The 15,553-nt window shown below is 72.1% G+C and carries 16 protein-coding genes; 13 read left to right on the top strand and 3 right to left on the bottom strand.

Going from position 1 to position 15,553, the window contains the following annotated elements:
• Positions 1–9: 9 nt before the first annotated feature.
• The 10 genes from HD597_RS45665 (at position 10) to tsaD (ending at position 8,714) form a co-directional block, all read left to right on the top strand.
• Entirely contained in the window at positions 10–1,461 is a 1,452-nt protein-coding gene (locus tag HD597_RS45665) for an NAD(P)H-hydrate dehydratase (RefSeq protein ID WP_253752755.1), read from the top strand.
• Between the two features lie 56 nt (positions 1,462–1,517).
• Positions 1,518–2,678 carry an alanine racemase gene (alr, locus tag HD597_RS45660; protein ID WP_253752753.1) on the top strand — a complete coding sequence of 387 codons (1,161 nt, stop codon included), beginning with the start codon at positions 1,518–1,520 and terminating at the stop codon, positions 2,676–2,678.
• Positions 2,679–2,697: 19 nt separating this feature from the next.
• Complete coding sequence (locus HD597_RS45655; protein WP_253752751.1) at positions 2,698–3,750, top strand: alpha/beta fold hydrolase; 1,053 nt, start codon at positions 2,698–2,700, stop codon at positions 3,748–3,750.
• Positions 3,750–4,208: a tRNA (adenosine(37)-N6)-threonylcarbamoyltransferase complex ATPase subunit type 1 TsaE gene (gene tsaE / locus HD597_RS45650; protein WP_372513561.1), complete on the top strand. Its 459-nt coding sequence runs from the start codon at positions 3,750–3,752 to the stop codon at positions 4,206–4,208. Before HD597_RS45655 ends, tsaE begins: the two co-directional genes overlap by 1 nt.
• 169 nt (positions 4,209–4,377) lie before the next feature.
• Positions 4,378–5,076, top strand: coding sequence for a hypothetical protein (locus tag HD597_RS45645; protein WP_253752748.1), 699 nt, complete (start codon positions 4,378–4,380; stop codon positions 5,074–5,076).
• Between the two features lie 2 nt (positions 5,077–5,078).
• Positions 5,079–5,621 carry a class F sortase gene (locus HD597_RS45640; RefSeq protein WP_253752746.1) on the top strand — a complete coding sequence of 181 codons (543 nt, stop codon included), beginning with the start codon at positions 5,079–5,081 and terminating at the stop codon, positions 5,619–5,621.
• Between the two features lie 6 nt (positions 5,622–5,627).
• Positions 5,628–6,557 (top strand): aminoglycoside phosphotransferase family protein, encoded by a 930-nt coding sequence (locus HD597_RS45635; RefSeq protein WP_253752744.1) that lies wholly within the window; start codon positions 5,628–5,630, stop codon positions 6,555–6,557.
• 42 nt (positions 6,558–6,599) lie between these two features.
• Positions 6,600–7,247 (top strand): tRNA (adenosine(37)-N6)-threonylcarbamoyltransferase complex dimerization subunit type 1 TsaB, encoded by a 648-nt coding sequence (tsaB, locus tag HD597_RS45630; protein WP_253752742.1) that lies wholly within the window; start codon positions 6,600–6,602, stop codon positions 7,245–7,247.
• Between the two features lie 11 nt (positions 7,248–7,258).
• Positions 7,259–7,690, top strand: a complete 432-nt coding sequence (gene rimI, locus HD597_RS45625) for a ribosomal protein S18-alanine N-acetyltransferase (protein ID WP_253759748.1) — start codon at positions 7,259–7,261, stop codon at positions 7,688–7,690.
• On the top strand, positions 7,683–8,714 hold the full coding sequence (gene tsaD, locus HD597_RS45620) for a tRNA (adenosine(37)-N6)-threonylcarbamoyltransferase complex transferase subunit TsaD (protein ID WP_253752740.1): 1,032 nt from the start codon (positions 7,683–7,685) through the stop codon (positions 8,712–8,714). Before rimI ends, tsaD begins: the two co-directional genes overlap by 8 nt.
• On the opposite strand, the gene HD597_RS45615 is transcribed toward tsaD, so the two are convergent.
• The 3 genes from HD597_RS45615 to HD597_RS45605 form a co-directional block, all read right to left on the bottom strand.
• Positions 8,695–9,081 (bottom strand): hypothetical protein, encoded by a 387-nt coding sequence (locus HD597_RS45615; RefSeq protein WP_253752738.1) that lies wholly within the window; start codon positions 9,079–9,081, stop codon positions 8,695–8,697. The genes tsaD and HD597_RS45615 overlap by 20 nt on opposite strands.
• A 91-nt stretch (positions 9,082–9,172) precedes the next feature.
• Positions 9,173–10,957, bottom strand: coding sequence for a hypothetical protein (locus tag HD597_RS45610; RefSeq protein WP_253752736.1), 1,785 nt, complete (start codon positions 10,955–10,957; stop codon positions 9,173–9,175).
• 195 nt (positions 10,958–11,152) lie between these two features.
• Positions 11,153–12,334 (bottom strand): class I SAM-dependent methyltransferase, encoded by a 1,182-nt coding sequence (locus HD597_RS45605; RefSeq protein WP_253752734.1) that lies wholly within the window; start codon positions 12,332–12,334, stop codon positions 11,153–11,155.
• Positions 12,335–12,665: 331 nt separating this feature from the next.
• Between HD597_RS45605 and groES the strand changes: the two genes are divergently transcribed.
• The 3 genes from groES (at position 12,666) to HD597_RS45590 (ending at position 15,397) form a co-directional block, all read left to right on the top strand.
• Positions 12,666–12,977, top strand: coding sequence for a co-chaperone GroES (groES, locus tag HD597_RS45600; RefSeq protein ID WP_043623565.1), 312 nt, complete (start codon positions 12,666–12,668; stop codon positions 12,975–12,977).
• Positions 12,978–13,049: 72 nt separating this feature from the next.
• The gene (gene groL, locus HD597_RS45595) at positions 13,050–14,669 is read left to right on the top strand and encodes a chaperonin GroEL (protein ID WP_253752732.1); all 1,620 of its coding nucleotides are present in this window, start codon (positions 13,050–13,052) and stop codon (positions 14,667–14,669) included.
• Between the two features lie 131 nt (positions 14,670–14,800).
• Positions 14,801–15,397, top strand: coding sequence for a DUF7711 family protein (locus HD597_RS45590; RefSeq protein ID WP_253752730.1), 597 nt, complete (start codon positions 14,801–14,803; stop codon positions 15,395–15,397).
• Positions 15,398–15,553 lie beyond the last annotated feature (156 nt).

The raw sequence follows: 15,553 nt of genomic DNA, 5'->3' as shown, positions 1-15,553 counted from the left end.
CTTCGGATCATGCCTACTGCTTTCACCGCCGATCAGATCCGGGGGGCTGAGCACGCGCTCATGGCCCGGCTGCCCGAGGGCACGCTGATGCAGCGGGCCGCCGCCGGGCTCGCCGCCGTCTGCGCCGACCTGCTGGGCCGGGTCTACGGCAGACGCGTGGTGCTGCTCGTCGGCAGCGGCGACAACGGCGGGGACGCCCTGTACGCGGGCGAGCGGCTGGCCAGGCGCGGGGCAAGGGTGGACGCCGTGCTCGCCGGGTCCAGGACGCACGAGGCGGGGCTGCGGGCGCTGCTCGACGCCGGTGGGCGGGTGGCCGAGGCGTCCGCGATCGGGCGGGCCGACCTGATCGTCGACGGGCTGGTGGGCATCGGGGCCGCGGGCGCGCTCAGGGAGCCGTACGCGCGGCTCGCGCAGGAGGCCGATGCCGCCCGCGGCGTCGTCGTGGCCGTGGACGTGCCCAGCGGGGTGGACGCGAGCACCGGGCGGGTGGAGGGGCCCGCCGTCCGGGCCCGGGTGACCGTCACCATGGGCGCGTACAAGACGGGGCTGCTGGTCGATCCGGGCGCCGCCTTCGCCGGGGACGTCCGGCTGATCGACATCGGGCTGGGGGAGCACCTGCCGGATCCCGACGTCGCCGCGCTCACCGCCCGCGACGTGCGCGACCTGATCCCGCGCCCGGGCGAGGAGTCGGACAAGTACCGCAGAGGGGTGCTGGGCGTCGCGGCGGGCAGCGACCTGTTCACCGGCGCGGCCGTGCTGGCCGTGGGCGGCGCGCTGCGGGGCGGCGCGGGCATGGTGCGGTACGCCGGCCGCGAGGCGCCGGTCGCCCAGGTGCGCGCGCGCTGGCCGGAGGCCGTCGTCACGCTCCTGGGCGAGCCCTCGATCGAGCAGGTGGGCCGGGTGCAGGCGTGGGTGCTCGGCCCGGGGCTCGGCACCGACGACTGGGCGCACGAGCTGGCGGCCAGGGTGCTCGCCACCGACGTGCCCGTGCTGATCGACGCCGACGGGCTGACCCTGGTGGCCGCGGACAGGGCGCTGCTGCGGCGCGCCGCGCCTGTTCTGATCACCCCGCACGCGGGCGAGCTGGCCAGGCTCATCCGCGCCGACCGCGCCGACATCGAGGCGGCCCGGCTGGAGCACGCCCGGCGGGCGGCGGCGGAGCTCGGCGTGACCGTGCTGCTCAAGGGCTCGACCACGGTGGTGGCCGAGGACGGGCGACCGGCGCTGGTGAACGTCACCGGCACGCCCTGGCTGGCCACCGGCGGCACCGGCGACGTGCTGTCCGGGCTGGCGGGCGCGCTGCTGGCCCAGGGCCTGAGCTGCTACGACGCCGCCTCGTGCGGCGCCTACCTGCACGGGCTGGCCGGGCGCCTGGCCGCCGACGGCGCGCCGCTGGCCGCCGCCGACGTGGCCACCGCCGTTCCCGCGGCCATCCGCACCGTGACCAGCGCGGGCTCGTGACGCGTCCCGGATGAAAACTGGACTCGGTCACGAGCCGGAGCTGCCACACTAGAAGGATGTACTCTCCAGTGGCCACGCCCGCCCAGGCGCGGGTCGATCTGGCCGCCATCAGGCACAATGTCGTCCTGCTCAAGGAGTGGGCGGGCGGTGCGGAGGTCATGGGCGCGGTCAAGGCCGACGCCTACGGGCACGGGCTGGTGCCCACGTCCGAGGCGGTGCTGGAGGGCGGGGCGAGCCGGCTCGGCACCGCGTTCGTCAGGGAGGCGCTGGAGCTGCGCGCGGGGGGCGTGACCGCGCCGATCCTGTCCTGGCTGATCACCCCGGGCGAGCCGCTCGACGCGGCGCTGGCCGCCGACATCGAGGTGTCGGCCGCCGACGTGCGGCTGCTCGACGAGATCGCTGCCGCCGCCCGGCGCGCGGGCCGCGCCGCGAAGCTGCACCTGGAGGCCGACACCGGCATGAGCAGGGGCGGCGCGCCGCTCGCCGCCTGGCCGGACCTGCTGGCCAGGGCGGTGGAGCTGCGTGCCGAGGGCGTCATCGAGATCGTCGGGCTCTGGTCCCACTTCGCCTGCGCCGACATCCCCGGCCACCCGTCGATCGCGCAGCAGCACGAGGCGTACGAAGCGGCGCTGAAGCTGGCCGACCAGGCCGGCGCGGCCGACTCCGGCGTGATCAGGCACCTGGCCAACTCCGCCGCCACGGTGACGCTCCCCGACACGCGCTACGACCTGGTCAGGCCCGGCATCGCGATGTACGGCCTGAGCCCCATCCCCGAGCTGGGCGACTTCGGCCTCCGGCAGGCCATGACGCTGACGGCCAGGATCGGTCTGGTCAAGCGCGTCACCGAGGGCGCGGGCGTCTCCTACGGACACCTTTACATCACGGGGCACGAGACGACGCTTGGTCTGGTTCCCCTCGGGTACGCGGACGGCATCCTGCGGCACGCGACGGGGCGGGCCGAGGTGCTGGCGGGAGGCCGTCGCAGGCTGATCGCGGGCCGGGTGTGCATGGACCAGTTCATGATCGACATGGGCGACGACCCGCTGTCGGCAGGCGACGAGGTCGTGCTGTTCGGGCCGGGTGACGGGGGCGAGCCGACCGCTCAGGAGTGGGCGGATACTCTCGGCACGATCACGCATGAGATCGTGACCAGAATCGGTTCGCGCGTGCCGCGAGTTCACGAGAACGTGACGCAGGGCACTTCGCGGCGGGCATGAGCGGAGAAGGATCGGGGAGATGACGACGACGACAACACGGCGCAGGGTAGGGATCGCCGGCGCGCTCGTCGGCGCGGCTTCCGCCGGCGTCGCGGCTGCGGCGCTGGCCAAGCGTTACGCGGTGGGCCGGATCAGGCTCCGCCCCGACCACGAGGCGAGCGAGCCGTTCGGCGAGCTGCGGGGCCGGGAACGCACGCTCGTCACCTCCGACGGTTACGCCCTGCACGTCGAGATCGACGGCCCCGAGGACGCGCCGCTGACCGTCGTGCTCTGCCACGGCTACTGCCTGAGCCTGGAGTCCTGGCACTACCAGCGCAAGGACCTGCGCGAGAACTACCGGATCGTGCTGTGGGACCAGCGCTCCCACGGCCGCTCCCAGCGGGCCGCCGCCGACGACTGCACGATCGACCGGCTGGGCGAGGACCTGGCCGAGGTGATCGAGAAGTTCGTGCCCGGCCCGTGCGCGCTGGTCGGCCACTCCATGGGCGGCATGACGATCATGGCGCTGGCCGACCGCCACCCCGAGCTGTTCGGCGAGAAGATCCGCGCGGCGGCGCTCATCGCCACCTCGGCCGGCAAGCTGGCCGAGCTGACGCTGGGCCTGCCCGCGATGCTCTCCAAGGTCGTGCACAAGGTGGCGCCCGGCACGGTGTCGCTGCTGGGCAAGCGGGGCACGTGGATCGACCGCACCCGCCACGCGGGCAGCGACATCGCCTTCCTGATCACCCGGCTCTTCGGCTTCGGCGACTCCAAGAACGTCAGCCCCACCGTGGTCGACTTCGCCGAGTCGATGATCAGGGCCACCCCCACCGAGGTGGTCGCCAACTTCTACCCGGCCCTGATGAACCACGACAAGCTCGCCGCCCTGCACGTGCTCGACCCCGTGCCCACCGCGATCGTGGTCGGCGACAGCGACTGGCTGACGCCGCCCGACCACAGCAAGGCCATCGCCGCGGCGCTGCCCAGGGCGCAGCTCACCGAGGTGCCGGAGACCTCGCACCTGGTGCAGATGGAGCGGCCGGGCATCGTCAACGACACGCTGCGCGACCTGCTGAAGAGGGTGGAGATCTAGTGCGGCTCGCGACTCCCGACGACATGCGGGCCTACGGCGCCCGCCTGGCCGCCCGGCTGCGCCCCGGCGACCTGCTGGTGCTGTCCGGCCCGCTCGGCGCCGGCAAGACCACGCTCGTCCAGGGCATCGCCGAGGGGCTGAAGGTGCGGGGCCCGATCACCTCGCCGACGTTCGTGATCGCCAGGGTGCATCCGTCGCTGCGCCAGGGGCCGCCGCTCGTGCACGTGGACGCGTACCGGCTCGGTGGCGACCTCGAGGTCGACGACCTCGACCTCGACGCCTCGCTGGAGGAGTCGGTCACCGTCGTCGAATGGGGTGAGGGGCTCGTCGAAGGGCTGGCCGACGACCGGCTGGAGATCCACATCGACCGCGAGGCCGGCGACGAGGCCCGGATCGTGAGCCTGCGAGGCGTGGGCCCCAGGTGGGCCGACACGCCGTCTGATCCGCTACAAGGCTGAAACCTCCGTCAACGCCCGGTAAAGCTGGCACCCTTGACGTACCACGCCAACGATATAAATCATGATCGTTGGTCAGGGATTCGCCCAGATTTTCTGGGTATCAGGACGAGCGAGTTCACCAAATTTGGTGGATGCTGGGGTGCAAGACGGCGGAGTGGGGTGCGGGCCGGTGCTCAGGGTCAGGCGTGTCGCGTACGCGGGAGCCATCGTCATGGTCGGTCTGACCGGCTGCTCCGCCTCGGCGGAGACCAATCCAACAGGCACACCCACCCCGACAGCCTCGACACCCACACCCGGCACCCCCACAGGCACCGCCACCACCACGACGACCGGCAGCCCGCGGCCGACCACCACCACGACCAGGCAGACCATCTCGGTCCAGCTCAACCCCGACCGCGTCACGGCGGGCGAGACGTCCAGGGTCTGGATCCTGGCCAACTGCCCCGTCCCGACCGGCGGCCCGGCCCACACCGGCACCGCCACGTCCAGGGCGTTCATCAACGGCGTCACGCTCAACCCGGTCCCCGCGGCCTCGATCACCCCCTCCCCGACCACCACCGCCGGCTCCCCCTGGGTGCGCGGCGAGGCGCAGGTCTCGGGAACGATCCGACGCGGCAACTACCGCGTGGACGTCAAGTGCGACGGCACCAACGACATGGGCAGGGCCACGCTGCGGGTCGTCGCGGCCCAGACCGACGAGCCGAACACCACCGTGCCCACCAGGGCGCCCAGGGCGGGCGGCGGAGGCACGTTCGCCCAGGACGCCTCCGAGGAGTCGTCGATCCCGTTCGGCCCCGCCGGCGTGCTGATCGCACTGGCCCTGGCCGGAGGCATCGGCTACGCGGTCAAGCGGCGCAACCGGGCCTAGCCGTGGCCCGCCCGGGACGGGTGGTGCTCGCCGGCGCGATCACCGGTCTGGTGCTCGTCATGTTCGGCAGGGGGATGCAGACCGGCACCACCACCACGCCCGCCGCCGACGTCGTGCCCAAGAGCATCGACATCCCCTCGATCGACGTCGAGGCTTCGCTGATGGAGCTCGACCTGCTGAAGAACGGCGAGGTCGAGCTGCCGCCGTACGAGAAGCCGAAGGTGGCCGGCTGGTACACCGGCAGCGCGGTGCCCGGCGAGAAGGGCGCCTCGGTGATCATCGGCCACGTCGACACCAAGACCGCGCCCGCCGTCTTCTACAAGCTCAGGCACTTACGCAAGGGCGAGACCGTCAAGGTGGAGCGCAGCGACGGCAAGGTCGTGGAGTTCAAGGTGGACTCCATCGAGCAGGTGCACAAGGACAGCTTCCCCGCCCAGCGCGTCTACGTCGAGGACGGGCTCAAGCTGGTGACGTGCGGCGGCAAGTTCGACTACGCCAAGGGCGAGTACCTTGACAACGTCATCGTCTACGCGTCCCAGGTCTGAGAGCAGATGAGCAGCGCCGACCACCCGCCGGCCACCGGCAGCCGGGTCCCGTGGCCCGACGTGCACCCGAAGGTGCGCGCGGCCGTCGAGGAGTTCCTCGGCGGCCCCGTGGCCGAGGCCGTCACCCAGGAGGGCGGCTTCTCACCGGCCGCGGCCGTGCGCCTGCGCACGACGGGTGGCAGGCGCGCCTTCGTCAAGGCCGTCGGCCCCGAGCCGAACGCCGAGAGCGTGCGCATCTACCGGTCCGAGCTGAGGATCGCCGCCGCGCTGCCCGAGTCCGTGCCCGCCCCCAGGCTGCTGACCGGCTTCGAGCTGGACGGCTGGGTGGCGCTGGTCTTCGAGGACGTCGAGGGCCGGCACCCGGCGATGCCGTGGCGGCGCGACGAGCTCGACCGGGTGCTCGCGGCGGTGGCGGAGATGTCGGCGGCGCTCACTCCCGCCCCCATCGACGCGCCGGCCATCGAGGAGGTGCTCGGCGGCTCGTTCAGGGGCTGGGGCAAGCTGCTCGACGAGGACACCGGCGGGCTCGACCCGTGGATCCCGCGTCACCTCGGCGAGCTGGCCGAGCTGGAGTCGGGCTGGGCAGCGGCGGCGGCGGGCGACAGCCTGGTCCACGCCGATCTGCGGGCCGACAACATCCTGCTGAGCGGCGAGCGCGTCTACGTCGTCGACTGGCCGTGGGCCTGCAAGGCCGCGCCCTGGTTCGACCGGGTGGCCATGCTTCCGTCCGTCGGGATGCAGGGCGGGCCGCCGCCGCACGAGCTGTTCACCGATGACGATCCCGCGGTGACCACGGTGGTGGCGGCCATGGCAGGCTACTTCGTCCGGCAGTCCCGCCGGCCGGACCCGCCCGGCCTGCCCACGCTGAGGGAGTTCCAGCGGGCGCAGGGCGTGGTGGCGCTCGACTGGCTGAAGAGGCGTACGGGCTGGGCCTGAAGCGGCCGGGTGAGACCCTCGCGGCGGGTAGGCTAAACAGTCGTGCTGGTCCTGGCCTTTGATACCGCGACGCCCGCCGTCACCGCCGCGCTCCACGACGGGGAGCGCGTGCTCGCCGAGTCGACCACGATCGACGCCCGGCGCCACGGTGAGCTGCTCGTGCCCACCATCGAGGCCGTGCTGCGCGAGGCGGACGTGCCGCTGCGCGCGGTGACGGCCATCGTGGCCGGCAGCGGCCCCGGTCCCTACACGGGTCTGCGCGTCGGGCTGATGACCGCGCAGGGCCTGGCCACCACGTTGGGCGTGCCCGCGTACGGCATCTGCACGCTCGACGCCGTCGCCTACGGCAGCGGGCTGTCCGAGCCCTTCCTGGCGGCCACCGACGCGCGGCGCAAGGAAGTCTTCTGGGCGCGTTACTCCGACCACCGCACGCGTGCCGACGGCCCCTTCGTGGACCGCCCCGCCGACGTGCCCGCCGAGGGGCTGCCGGTCGTGGGCGCGGGCGCGCAGCTCTACCCCGACCTCCTGGGGGGCGGTCTCGACCTGCCGCTCTACCCGTACGGTGGCGCGCTGGGCGCGCTGGCCGCCGAGCGGCTCGGCGCGGGCGTCCCGCTCGACCCGCCGCGCCCCATCTACCTGCGCAGGCCCGACGCGGTGGTGCCGGGCGCGCCCAAGAGGGTGACGGCGTGAAGCTGCGCACGATGACCGAGGCCGACCTGCCGGCGGTCATGGCGATCGAGCGGGCCACGTTCCCGCTCGACGCGTGGAGCGAGGGCATGATGCGCGGCGAACTGGCCGAGATGCCCCGCACCCGCCACTACGTGGTGGCCCTGGTGGGCGACGAGATCGTCGCCTACGCCGGGCTCGCCGCCGCGGGCGACCAGGCCGACGTGCAGACCATCGCGGTGCTGGACAAGCACCAGGGCACGGGCATCGGCGGCGCGATGCTGACCGAGCTGCTGGCCGAGGCGGGCCGCAGGGGCGCGCGGGAGATCTTCCTGGAGGTACGCGCCGACAACCCGCGCGCGCAGGGGGTCTACCGGCATTTCGGGTTCGAGGAGATCGGCACCCGCCGCCGCTACTACGACGACGGCACCGACGCGATCATGATGAGAAGGAAGCTTGGTGACTGACGCACCCCTGGTCCTCGGCATCGAGACGTCCTGCGACGAGACCGGCATCGGCATCGTCAGGGGTCACACGCTGCTGGCCAACACGATCGCCTCCAGCATGGACGAGCACGCCAGATTCGGCGGCGTGGTGCCCGAGGTCGCCTCGCGCGCCCATCTGGAGGCCATGACGCCGACCGTGGAGGCCGCGCTGGCCCAGGCCGGGCTGAAGTTCTCCGACATCGACGCCATCGCCGTGACGGCCGGCCCAGGGCTGGCGGGCGCGCTGCTGGTGGGCGTGGCCGCGGCCAAGTCGTACGCGCTGGGCCTGGGCGTCCCCCTCTACGGCGTCAACCACCTGGCCGCGCACGTCGCCGTCGACCAGCTGGAGCACGGGCCGCTGCCCAAGCCGTGCATCGCGATGCTGGTCTCGGGCGGCCACTCCTCGCTGCTGCTCGTGCCCGACGTGGCCGAGGACGTCATCTCGCTCGGCTCCACCGTCGACGACGCGGCGGGTGAGGCGTTCGACAAGGTCGCGCGGGTGCTGGGCCTGCCGTTCCCCGGCGGCCCGCACATCGACAGGGCCGCCCGCGAGGGTTCGGGCACGGCGATCGCGTTCCCGCGCGGCAAGCTCGACGACGGCACGCTCGACTTCTCCTTCTCCGGGCTCAAGACGGCCGTCGCCCGCTGGGTGGAGGCCCGCGAGGCGTCGGGCGAGTCCGTCCACGTGCCCGACGTGGCCGCCTCCTTCCAGGAGGCGGTGGTCGACGTGCTGACCCGCAAGGCCCTTCAGGCCTGCCGCAAGTACGACGTGCACGACCTGCTGGTCGGCGGCGGCGTGGCGGCCAACTCGCGGCTGCGCGCGCTGGCCCAGGAGCGCTGCGACGCGGCAGGCGTACGGCTGCGCGTGCCCAGGCCGGGGCTGTGCACCGACAACGGCGCCATGGTCGCCGCCCTCGGCTCCGACCTGGTCGCCGCCGGTGTCACGCCCTCGACGCTGGAGATCCCCGCCGACTCGTCGCTGCCGATCACGACCGTGCACGTGTGAGCTCGCGCCTGCGGGAGAGCACCCGCAGGCGCAGCACCAGGGCCACCGCCGCCGGCACGGAGAACAGGCCGAGCTGCCACCAGTCGTCGTCGCTGCCGCCCAGGTGCCGGTCCAGCACGTGGTTGACGGCGTGGAAGGTGTTGGTGAACACGTATCCGGCCAGCACCACCGCGATCACGTCGCGCCACCACAGTGCGCACAACATCATCATGCCGATGCCGATCTGGAAGACACCGGCGTCGTGGAGGAAGTGCTCGTGGTTGGGCCAGTTGGCCCACTCGGCGAAGCTCGCCGGGTCGATCCGCATCCACACGCCGGTGACCAGCATCGTGGCCGCCGCGACGACCACTGTGATCTTGATGAACATCCGTCGCTCTCCCTTCGGGTCTGAGCAACGGACGGTCATGACCGCGCGAACGTGACAGCCGTGCCTGTGAGCCTCCCCACAGGCACGCGGGTCAGTCCTTGGCCCTCGTCGGGCGCAGCAGGGCCTCGGCCAGGGCCAGCATGGTCTCCTCCAGCGCGTCGAGCCGCTTGTTCAGGTCGGCCGTGGCCGGCTGGACGATGCCGGTCACCGTGCCGGCCAGCTCGTCGCCGTCGGGGCGGGCCCTGACCAGCTCGGTGAGCGCCTCGGTGGCGGCGGTCAGGCGCTCGGCCTGCTCGCCCACGTGCGCCTGGAGCACTTCGCCGACCCGCTCCGGGATGGCCAGGTCGGCGGGCAGCCGGCCCACGCACTCGGTGACCGCCTCGATGCGCTCGTCCACCGACTCCAGGTGCTCGCTCGCCTGCTCGGCGCGCGCGGCCAGCCCGTTGAGGTGGGTGTCGAAGCCGTGGAAGCGGGTGTCGAGGCCGCCGAAGTGGCCGTCGATGGCGTCGAAGCGGCTGCTCAGGTGCTCCTCGGCCTCGCCCAGCCGCTCGTCGATGGCGTCCATCTGGTTGTCGAGTTTGTTGAAGCGGCCCTCGTTGCGGGTGGCGAGCTCGGCGGTGTGCTGGTCGGCGGCGGACATGCGCTCGTCGAGCGAGGAGAAGCGGGCGTCGATGCGCACGTCGAGCGCGTCGAACCGGTCGTCGTGACGGCCCAGGTGGCCGTCGAGGGTGCCCAGCCGCTTGTCGACCGAGCCGAGCTGGCCGTCCATGGACACGAGCCGCTTGTCCACGCCGCTCATGCGGCCGTCGAGGCCGTCGATCCTGGTGTCGATGTCGGCCAGGCACTCGTCGGCGGACTCCAGCCGGCTGTCGAACCCGGTGAGCCGGGAGTCGAGGCCGGTGAGCTTGCCCTCGGCCCTGTCGAGCCGGGCGTCCACGCCGCTGAGCCGGGCCGTCAGGCGCTGCTCGCTCTCGCCGAGCTGCACGGCCAGGTGCTGGTCGGCCTCGTCGAGCCGGGTGGTCAGGCGCTGCTCGACGCCGGCCAGGCGGCCGGTGAGCGCCTCGTCGGCCTCCTTGAGCCGGCTGACGAGGCGCTCGTCGGCCTCCAGGAGGGCCGTGGCGAGCCGCTGGTCGGTCTCGTCGAGCCGGGTGCCGAGGCGCCGGTCCGTGTCGTCCAGGCGGGCGCTCAGCCGCTCGTCCGTCTCGTCCAGGCGGGCGGTGAGCCGCTGGTCGGTGTCGCCGAGCCGGGTGCCGACGCTCTCCGACAGGTCGTTGACGACGTCCTCGACCCGGTCGGTGCGGGTGGCCAGCTCGGCCATCGACTTGTCGAGCCGGGTGAAGCGGCTGGCGGCGGCCTCCATGCTGGAGTTGAGGCCGGCCAGCAGGGCCGCGAAGTCGGACATGCCCTTGGTGATGCCGTCGGTGGTGTCGAGCACCGACTGCAGGCGCTTGAGCGCCTCGTCCACGCTCTCGCCGACCGTGCCCACGTCGGCCCACAGGCTCGGCAGCTCGGCCACCGGGGTGACCCGGGCGTCGACGTGACCGACCTTCTCGCCCACGGCGTCGACGTGGTCGCGCACGGCCTCCACGTGCTGGGCCAGGCCCTCCGCCCACATCGGTGGCTTGGCGGAGATCTCGTCGAGCCGCCCGCTGACCGTCTCCAGCGCGCCGCTGAGGCCGCCCAGCTCGCGCTCGCGCACCTCGCGCAGCAGCCACTCCATGCCTTCGAGCCGCTGGCGGATCTCGTCGAGCACGGCGCCCTGGGTGCGTTGCTCGTAGACATGGTCCTGGGCGGCACGCGCGAGCAGGTCCCGCATCCTCTTGGGGACGGCGTCATGGCCGTTCGGAAGAAGGGCGGCGTGGTTGGAATGGTCCACCGAAAGCTCCTTCGCTCGCCGACGGTCTGCCGCGCAGCGGTGGGATAGGTCCGGTTTATCGTTGAAAGGTGAGAGCGCGGTCAACCGCAATGGGGCGGAGAGCCACTCGCCCGCCTACCTTAGCCTTTCGATCAAGGTCCGTCAGGGCTGAATTGAAAGATCGCGATTAACGTACGGATGTCCGGGTTCGGTGATTCAGGCAGGTGGGCGGGCCTTGCACAAGATTACCGAGGGTTTGTCGGCAATTCTGGTGAGCATGATCACCATGGATTTGTCGCCTTTGAGGCGCAAGTCGGCGCGCAGGCGTTCGATGTCCACGGCGGAGCCCCGCTTTTTGATGGTGACATTGCCGATCTGTCGCTCGCGGAGGGCGGCTCGGAGCCTTTTCAGGGAAAAGGGAAGAATGTCGTCGACTTCGTAGGCGGCGGCCCACGGGGTGTCCACCGGTTCGTCGGACGTGACGTAGGCGATCATCGGATCGAGCAGCCTGCCGCCGACCAGCTCGGCCACCTCGCCGACCAGGTGCGCGCGGACGGCCGCGCCGTCGGGCTCGTAGACGAAGCGGCCCGGCGCGCCGACCGGGGCCCGCACGCCGGTGGCGGCCAGCGTGTGGCCGCCGGGCAGCAGGGTGGCCCGCCTGCCCCCGCCGCCCTGGGGCCCGGCCCACAGGGTGGCCTCCTTGACCTCGCCCTTGTACGAGATCCACTCGGCCTCCGCGCCCTCGGGGATGAACTCGTACGGGATGCCGGGGGCGACCTTGAGACAGGCCAGCCGCGCCCGGGAGACCAGATCGAGCACCACGGGCCAGGGCGGCGAGTAGGCCATCGGGTCGAACGTCCGGCCCCGGCCCGTGCGCCTGGCCGGGTCGGCGAACAGCACGTCGTGGTCCTCCGGCCGGACTCCCGCCGCGTCCGCCACGGTCACCGTCACCCGGTCGGCCAGCTCGAACGCCTCCGCGTTGGCCCTGGCCACCGCGACGGTCAGCGGGTCGGTGTCCACGGCGGCCACGGTGCAGCCGGCGCGGGCCAGCGCGAGCAGGTCGCCGCCGACGCCGCAGCAGGCGTCCACGACCCGGGGCGCCCCCGCGCCGTGCAGGGCGAGCAGGCGGCGGGCGCGGTGCTCGGCCACCTCCGCCCTCGTGGACTGCTCCAGGCCGTGCGGGGTGAAGAACATGCGCCCGGCGTCCGCGCCGAACTTGGCCCTGGCCCGCTCCCTGAGCCCCGCCTGGGTGAGCGCGGCTGAGGTGAGCGCCGCGTCGTACGTCCTGCGCAACGTGGTGGCGGCGACGACCGGGTCGGCTCCCGCCAGCTCCTCGGCCTCCGCCAGCGCGCGCCTGCCGCGCGGGGTCAGCAACTCGGTGAAGGCGTCGAGATCCACGTCACCAGACGTTAGCGCCACGCGGGAGCGGGAAAGGCCCCGGGGCGGCGCGGCCGTGGCCCGCGTACGCGCAGGTGGCGGCGGCGCGCCGGAGGCGGGGACGTTCGCGCACGTGGGAGACTGGACCAGGCCCCGCATGCCCGCGAGGCGGGTCTGATCGCTCTCAGCAGACGCGTTCGTGTTGACTGTCAAGCCCCTCTTGCATATGTTTCCTGTTGGCACTCTCCCCTTGAGAGTGCCAACGTGCGACGAGGCAGGTCTGACACCCGCGACGGCAGGCCCAGCTGGTCGCCTCTTCTAGATCATTCAAATCTGAAGGGGAGGTCCGATCGTGACGACCGCCACCAAGGTTCCCGTTAAGCCGCTCGGCGACCGCATTGTGGTCCAGCCGCTTGAGGCCGAGCAGACCACCGCTTCCGGCCTGGTCATCCCTGACACCGCCAAGGAGAAGCCGCAGGAGGGCAAGGTCCTCGCGGTGGGCCCGGGCAACTGGGACGAGGACGGCGACAAGCGGATTCCGCTCGACGTCTCTGAGGGCGACATCGTCCTCTACAGCAAGTACGGCGGCACCGAGGTCAAGTACGGCGGCGAGGAGTACCTCGTGCTCTCCGCCCGCGACGTTCTCGCGATCATCGAGAAGTAAGCCGGTTGTGTCGAGCCCCGGGCGCTCTTGAGGGCGGCCGGGGCTTTCGACGCCAGGAGAGGACTTTCAGCAATGGCGAAGATCCTGGAGTTCGACGAGGACGCCCGCCGCGCGCTCGAGCGCGGTGTGAACGCCCTCGCGGACGCCGTGAAGGTAACCCTCGGCCCGCGTGGCCGCAACGTCGTCATCGACAAGAAGTTCGGTGCGCCGACGATCACGAACGACGGTGTCACCATCGCTCGTGAGATCGAGCTGGAGGAGCGCTACGAGAACCTCGGCGCCCAGCTCGCCAAGGAAGTTGCCACCAAGACCAACGACATCGCGGGCGACGGCACCACCACCGCGACCGTCCTGGCCCAGGCCATGGTCCGCGAGGGCCTGCGCAACGTGGCCGCCGGCGCCTCGCCGCTGTCGCTCAAGCGCGGCATCGACAAGGCCGCCAAGGCCGTCAGCGACAAGCTGCTGGCCAGCGCCCGCGAGGTCGACGACAAGAAGGAGATCGCCAACGTCGCGACGATCTCCGCGCAGGACGCCCAGATCGGCGGCCTGATCGCCGAGGCGTTCGACAAGGTGGGCAAGGACGGTGTGCTCACCGTCGAAGAGTCCAACGCCATGGGCATGGAGCTCGAGTTCACCGAGGGCATGCAGTTCGACAAGGGTTACCTGTCGGCCTACATGGTGACCGACCCCGAGCGGATGGAGTCCGTCCTCGAGGACGCCTACATCCTGCTCACCCAGGGCAAGATCTCCTCCATCGCGGACTTCCTGCCGCTGCTGGAGAAGATCGCCCAGACGAAGAAGCCGCTCCTCGTGGTCGCCGAGGACGTCGAGGGCGAGGCCCTGGCCGTCCTGGTCACCAACAAGATCCGCGGCACCTTCACCTCCGTGGCCGTCAAGGCCCCGGGCTTCGGCGACCGCCGCAAGGCGATGCTGCAGGACATGGCCATCCTCACCGGCGGCCAGGTCGTCAGCGAGGAGGTCGGCCTCAAGCTGGAGCACGTCGGTCTCGAGGTGCTCGGCACGGCCCGCCGCGTCGTCGTCACCAAGGACGCCACGACCATCGTCGACGGCGCCGGTGACGCGCAGGCCATCGAGGACCGCGTCAAGGAGATCAAGATTGCCATCGAGCAGTCCGACTCCGACTGGGACCGCGAGAAGCTGCAGGAGCGCCTGGCCAAGCTCGCCGGCGGTGTGTGCGTGCTGCGGGTCGGCGCCGCCACCGAGGTGGAGCTGAAGGAGAAGAAGCACCGCCTCGAGGACGCGATCTCCGCGACGCGCGCCGCGATCGAGGAGGGCATCGTCTCCGGCGGTGGCTCCGCGCTCATCCACATCTCGAAGGACCTCGACGACCTCGGCCTCACGGGCGACGAGGCCACCGGCGTCGGCATCGTCCGCCGCGCGCTGGTCGAGCCGGCCCGCTGGATCGCCGAGAACGCCGGCCTCGAGGGCTACGTGGTGACGCACAAGGTGGCCGAGCTGGAGGCCGGTCACGGTCTCAACGCCGCCACCGGCGAGTACGTGAACCTGCTCGACCAGGGCGTCATCGACCCGGTCAAGGTCACGCGCTCGGCCGTGCAGAACGCCGCTTCGATCGCGGGCATGCTGCTCACCACCGAGGCGCTCGTGGTGGACAAGCCCGAGGAGGAGGCCCCGGCCGCCGGCCAGGGTCACGGTCACGGCCACGGCCACTGACCGCGCCTTCCGTTCCGTTACGGCCCGCACCCCTCAGGGGTGCGGGCCGTACGGCGTTTCAGGGGCCGGGGGGCGGCACCGGACCGGGGTGCGGGGAGCGGGCGCGCGAGGGCGGGTCCTACGCTGGGGGCATGCGGTACGCGCGGGCGGTGGAGCGGCTGAGGATGCTGGCCGAGGCGTGCGAGCAGACCAGGCGGCTGCCGGCGGTGGAGCCGTTCCTGCGCGAGGCCCACGTGTTCGGCGCCCTGACGGAGGGGGCGGACCCGCTCGACGAGCTCGAGCTCGCCTTCGTGCTGAACCTGCCGCCGGACGAGGTCGCCTGGGGCACGCACCCGCCGGGCACGGCCTGGCTGGTGGACTTCCTGCGGCTGGACGAGGGCGGGATCGCCTACTGGTGGCGGTCGTTCCGCGAGCCGGTGGCCAATCATCACATCCACGAGCCGGTGCGGTTCTGGTCGCTCGACGGCATCGACGAGGGCGTGCTGGCCTCGCTGCGGGAGCGGCGGTTCGGGGCGCTGCGCGGCGCTGAGGCTCCTCGGGGGGAGGAGCGGGTCGCCGGGGTCGCGCAGGAGCTGGAGGCGGCTCTGGAGCACCTGAGGGCGGTGCACGGGGCGTACTGGGACCGGCAGTGGCGGCGCGAGCACAGGGGGCTGCGGCGCTACCCCGAGCATCACCTGTGGGAGGCGGTGCGGGGCTACCTCGAACTGCTGGACGTGCGCGACGAATGAGCCGGGCCCCGCGGCGGCATGTCCCCTCGTGGGTGGGATGGGGGGAAGTGGGGGAAAAGGTGGCTTATTGGAGTAAACCGGAAGTGTGCGTTAAGCGTCTGGGGTCTGACAAATGTCGCGCATTCTGGCTTATCGCCTGAAACATTATGTCAGCAT

It is taken from the genome of Nonomuraea thailandensis (assembly GCF_024172165.1).
In the GTDB taxonomy this organism is placed as follows: domain Bacteria; phylum Actinomycetota; class Actinomycetes; order Streptosporangiales; family Streptosporangiaceae; genus Nonomuraea; species Nonomuraea thailandensis.
Note: the sequence above shows the minus strand (reverse complement) of the source record. Positions and strands in the feature narration are given on the sequence as shown.

What these genes read in the sequence shown, in the direction of transcription:
- groL (WP_253752732.1), top strand. Translation starts at nt 13,050, where the DNA reads ATGGCGAAGATCCTGGAGTTCGACGAGGACGCCCGCCGCGCGCTCGAG.
- HD597_RS45635 (WP_253752744.1), top strand. Translation starts at nt 5,628, where the DNA reads ATGAGCAGCGCCGACCACCCGCCGGCCACCGGCAGCCGGGTCCCGTGG.
- HD597_RS45590 (WP_253752730.1), top strand. Translation starts at nt 14,801, where the DNA reads ATGCGGTACGCGCGGGCGGTGGAGCGGCTGAGGATGCTGGCCGAGGCG.
- alr (WP_253752753.1), top strand. Translation starts at nt 1,518, where the DNA reads ATGTACTCTCCAGTGGCCACGCCCGCCCAGGCGCGGGTCGATCTGGCC.
- rimI (WP_253759748.1), top strand. Translation starts at nt 7,259, where the DNA reads ATGACCGAGGCCGACCTGCCGGCGGTCATGGCGATCGAGCGGGCCACG.
- HD597_RS45615 (WP_253752738.1), bottom strand. Translation starts at nt 9,081, where the DNA reads ATGTTCATCAAGATCACAGTGGTCGTCGCGGCGGCCACGATGCTGGTC.
- HD597_RS45665 (WP_253752755.1), top strand. Translation starts at nt 10, where the DNA reads ATGCCTACTGCTTTCACCGCCGATCAGATCCGGGGGGCTGAGCACGCG.
- HD597_RS45655 (WP_253752751.1), top strand. Translation starts at nt 2,698, where the DNA reads ATGACGACGACGACAACACGGCGCAGGGTAGGGATCGCCGGCGCGCTC.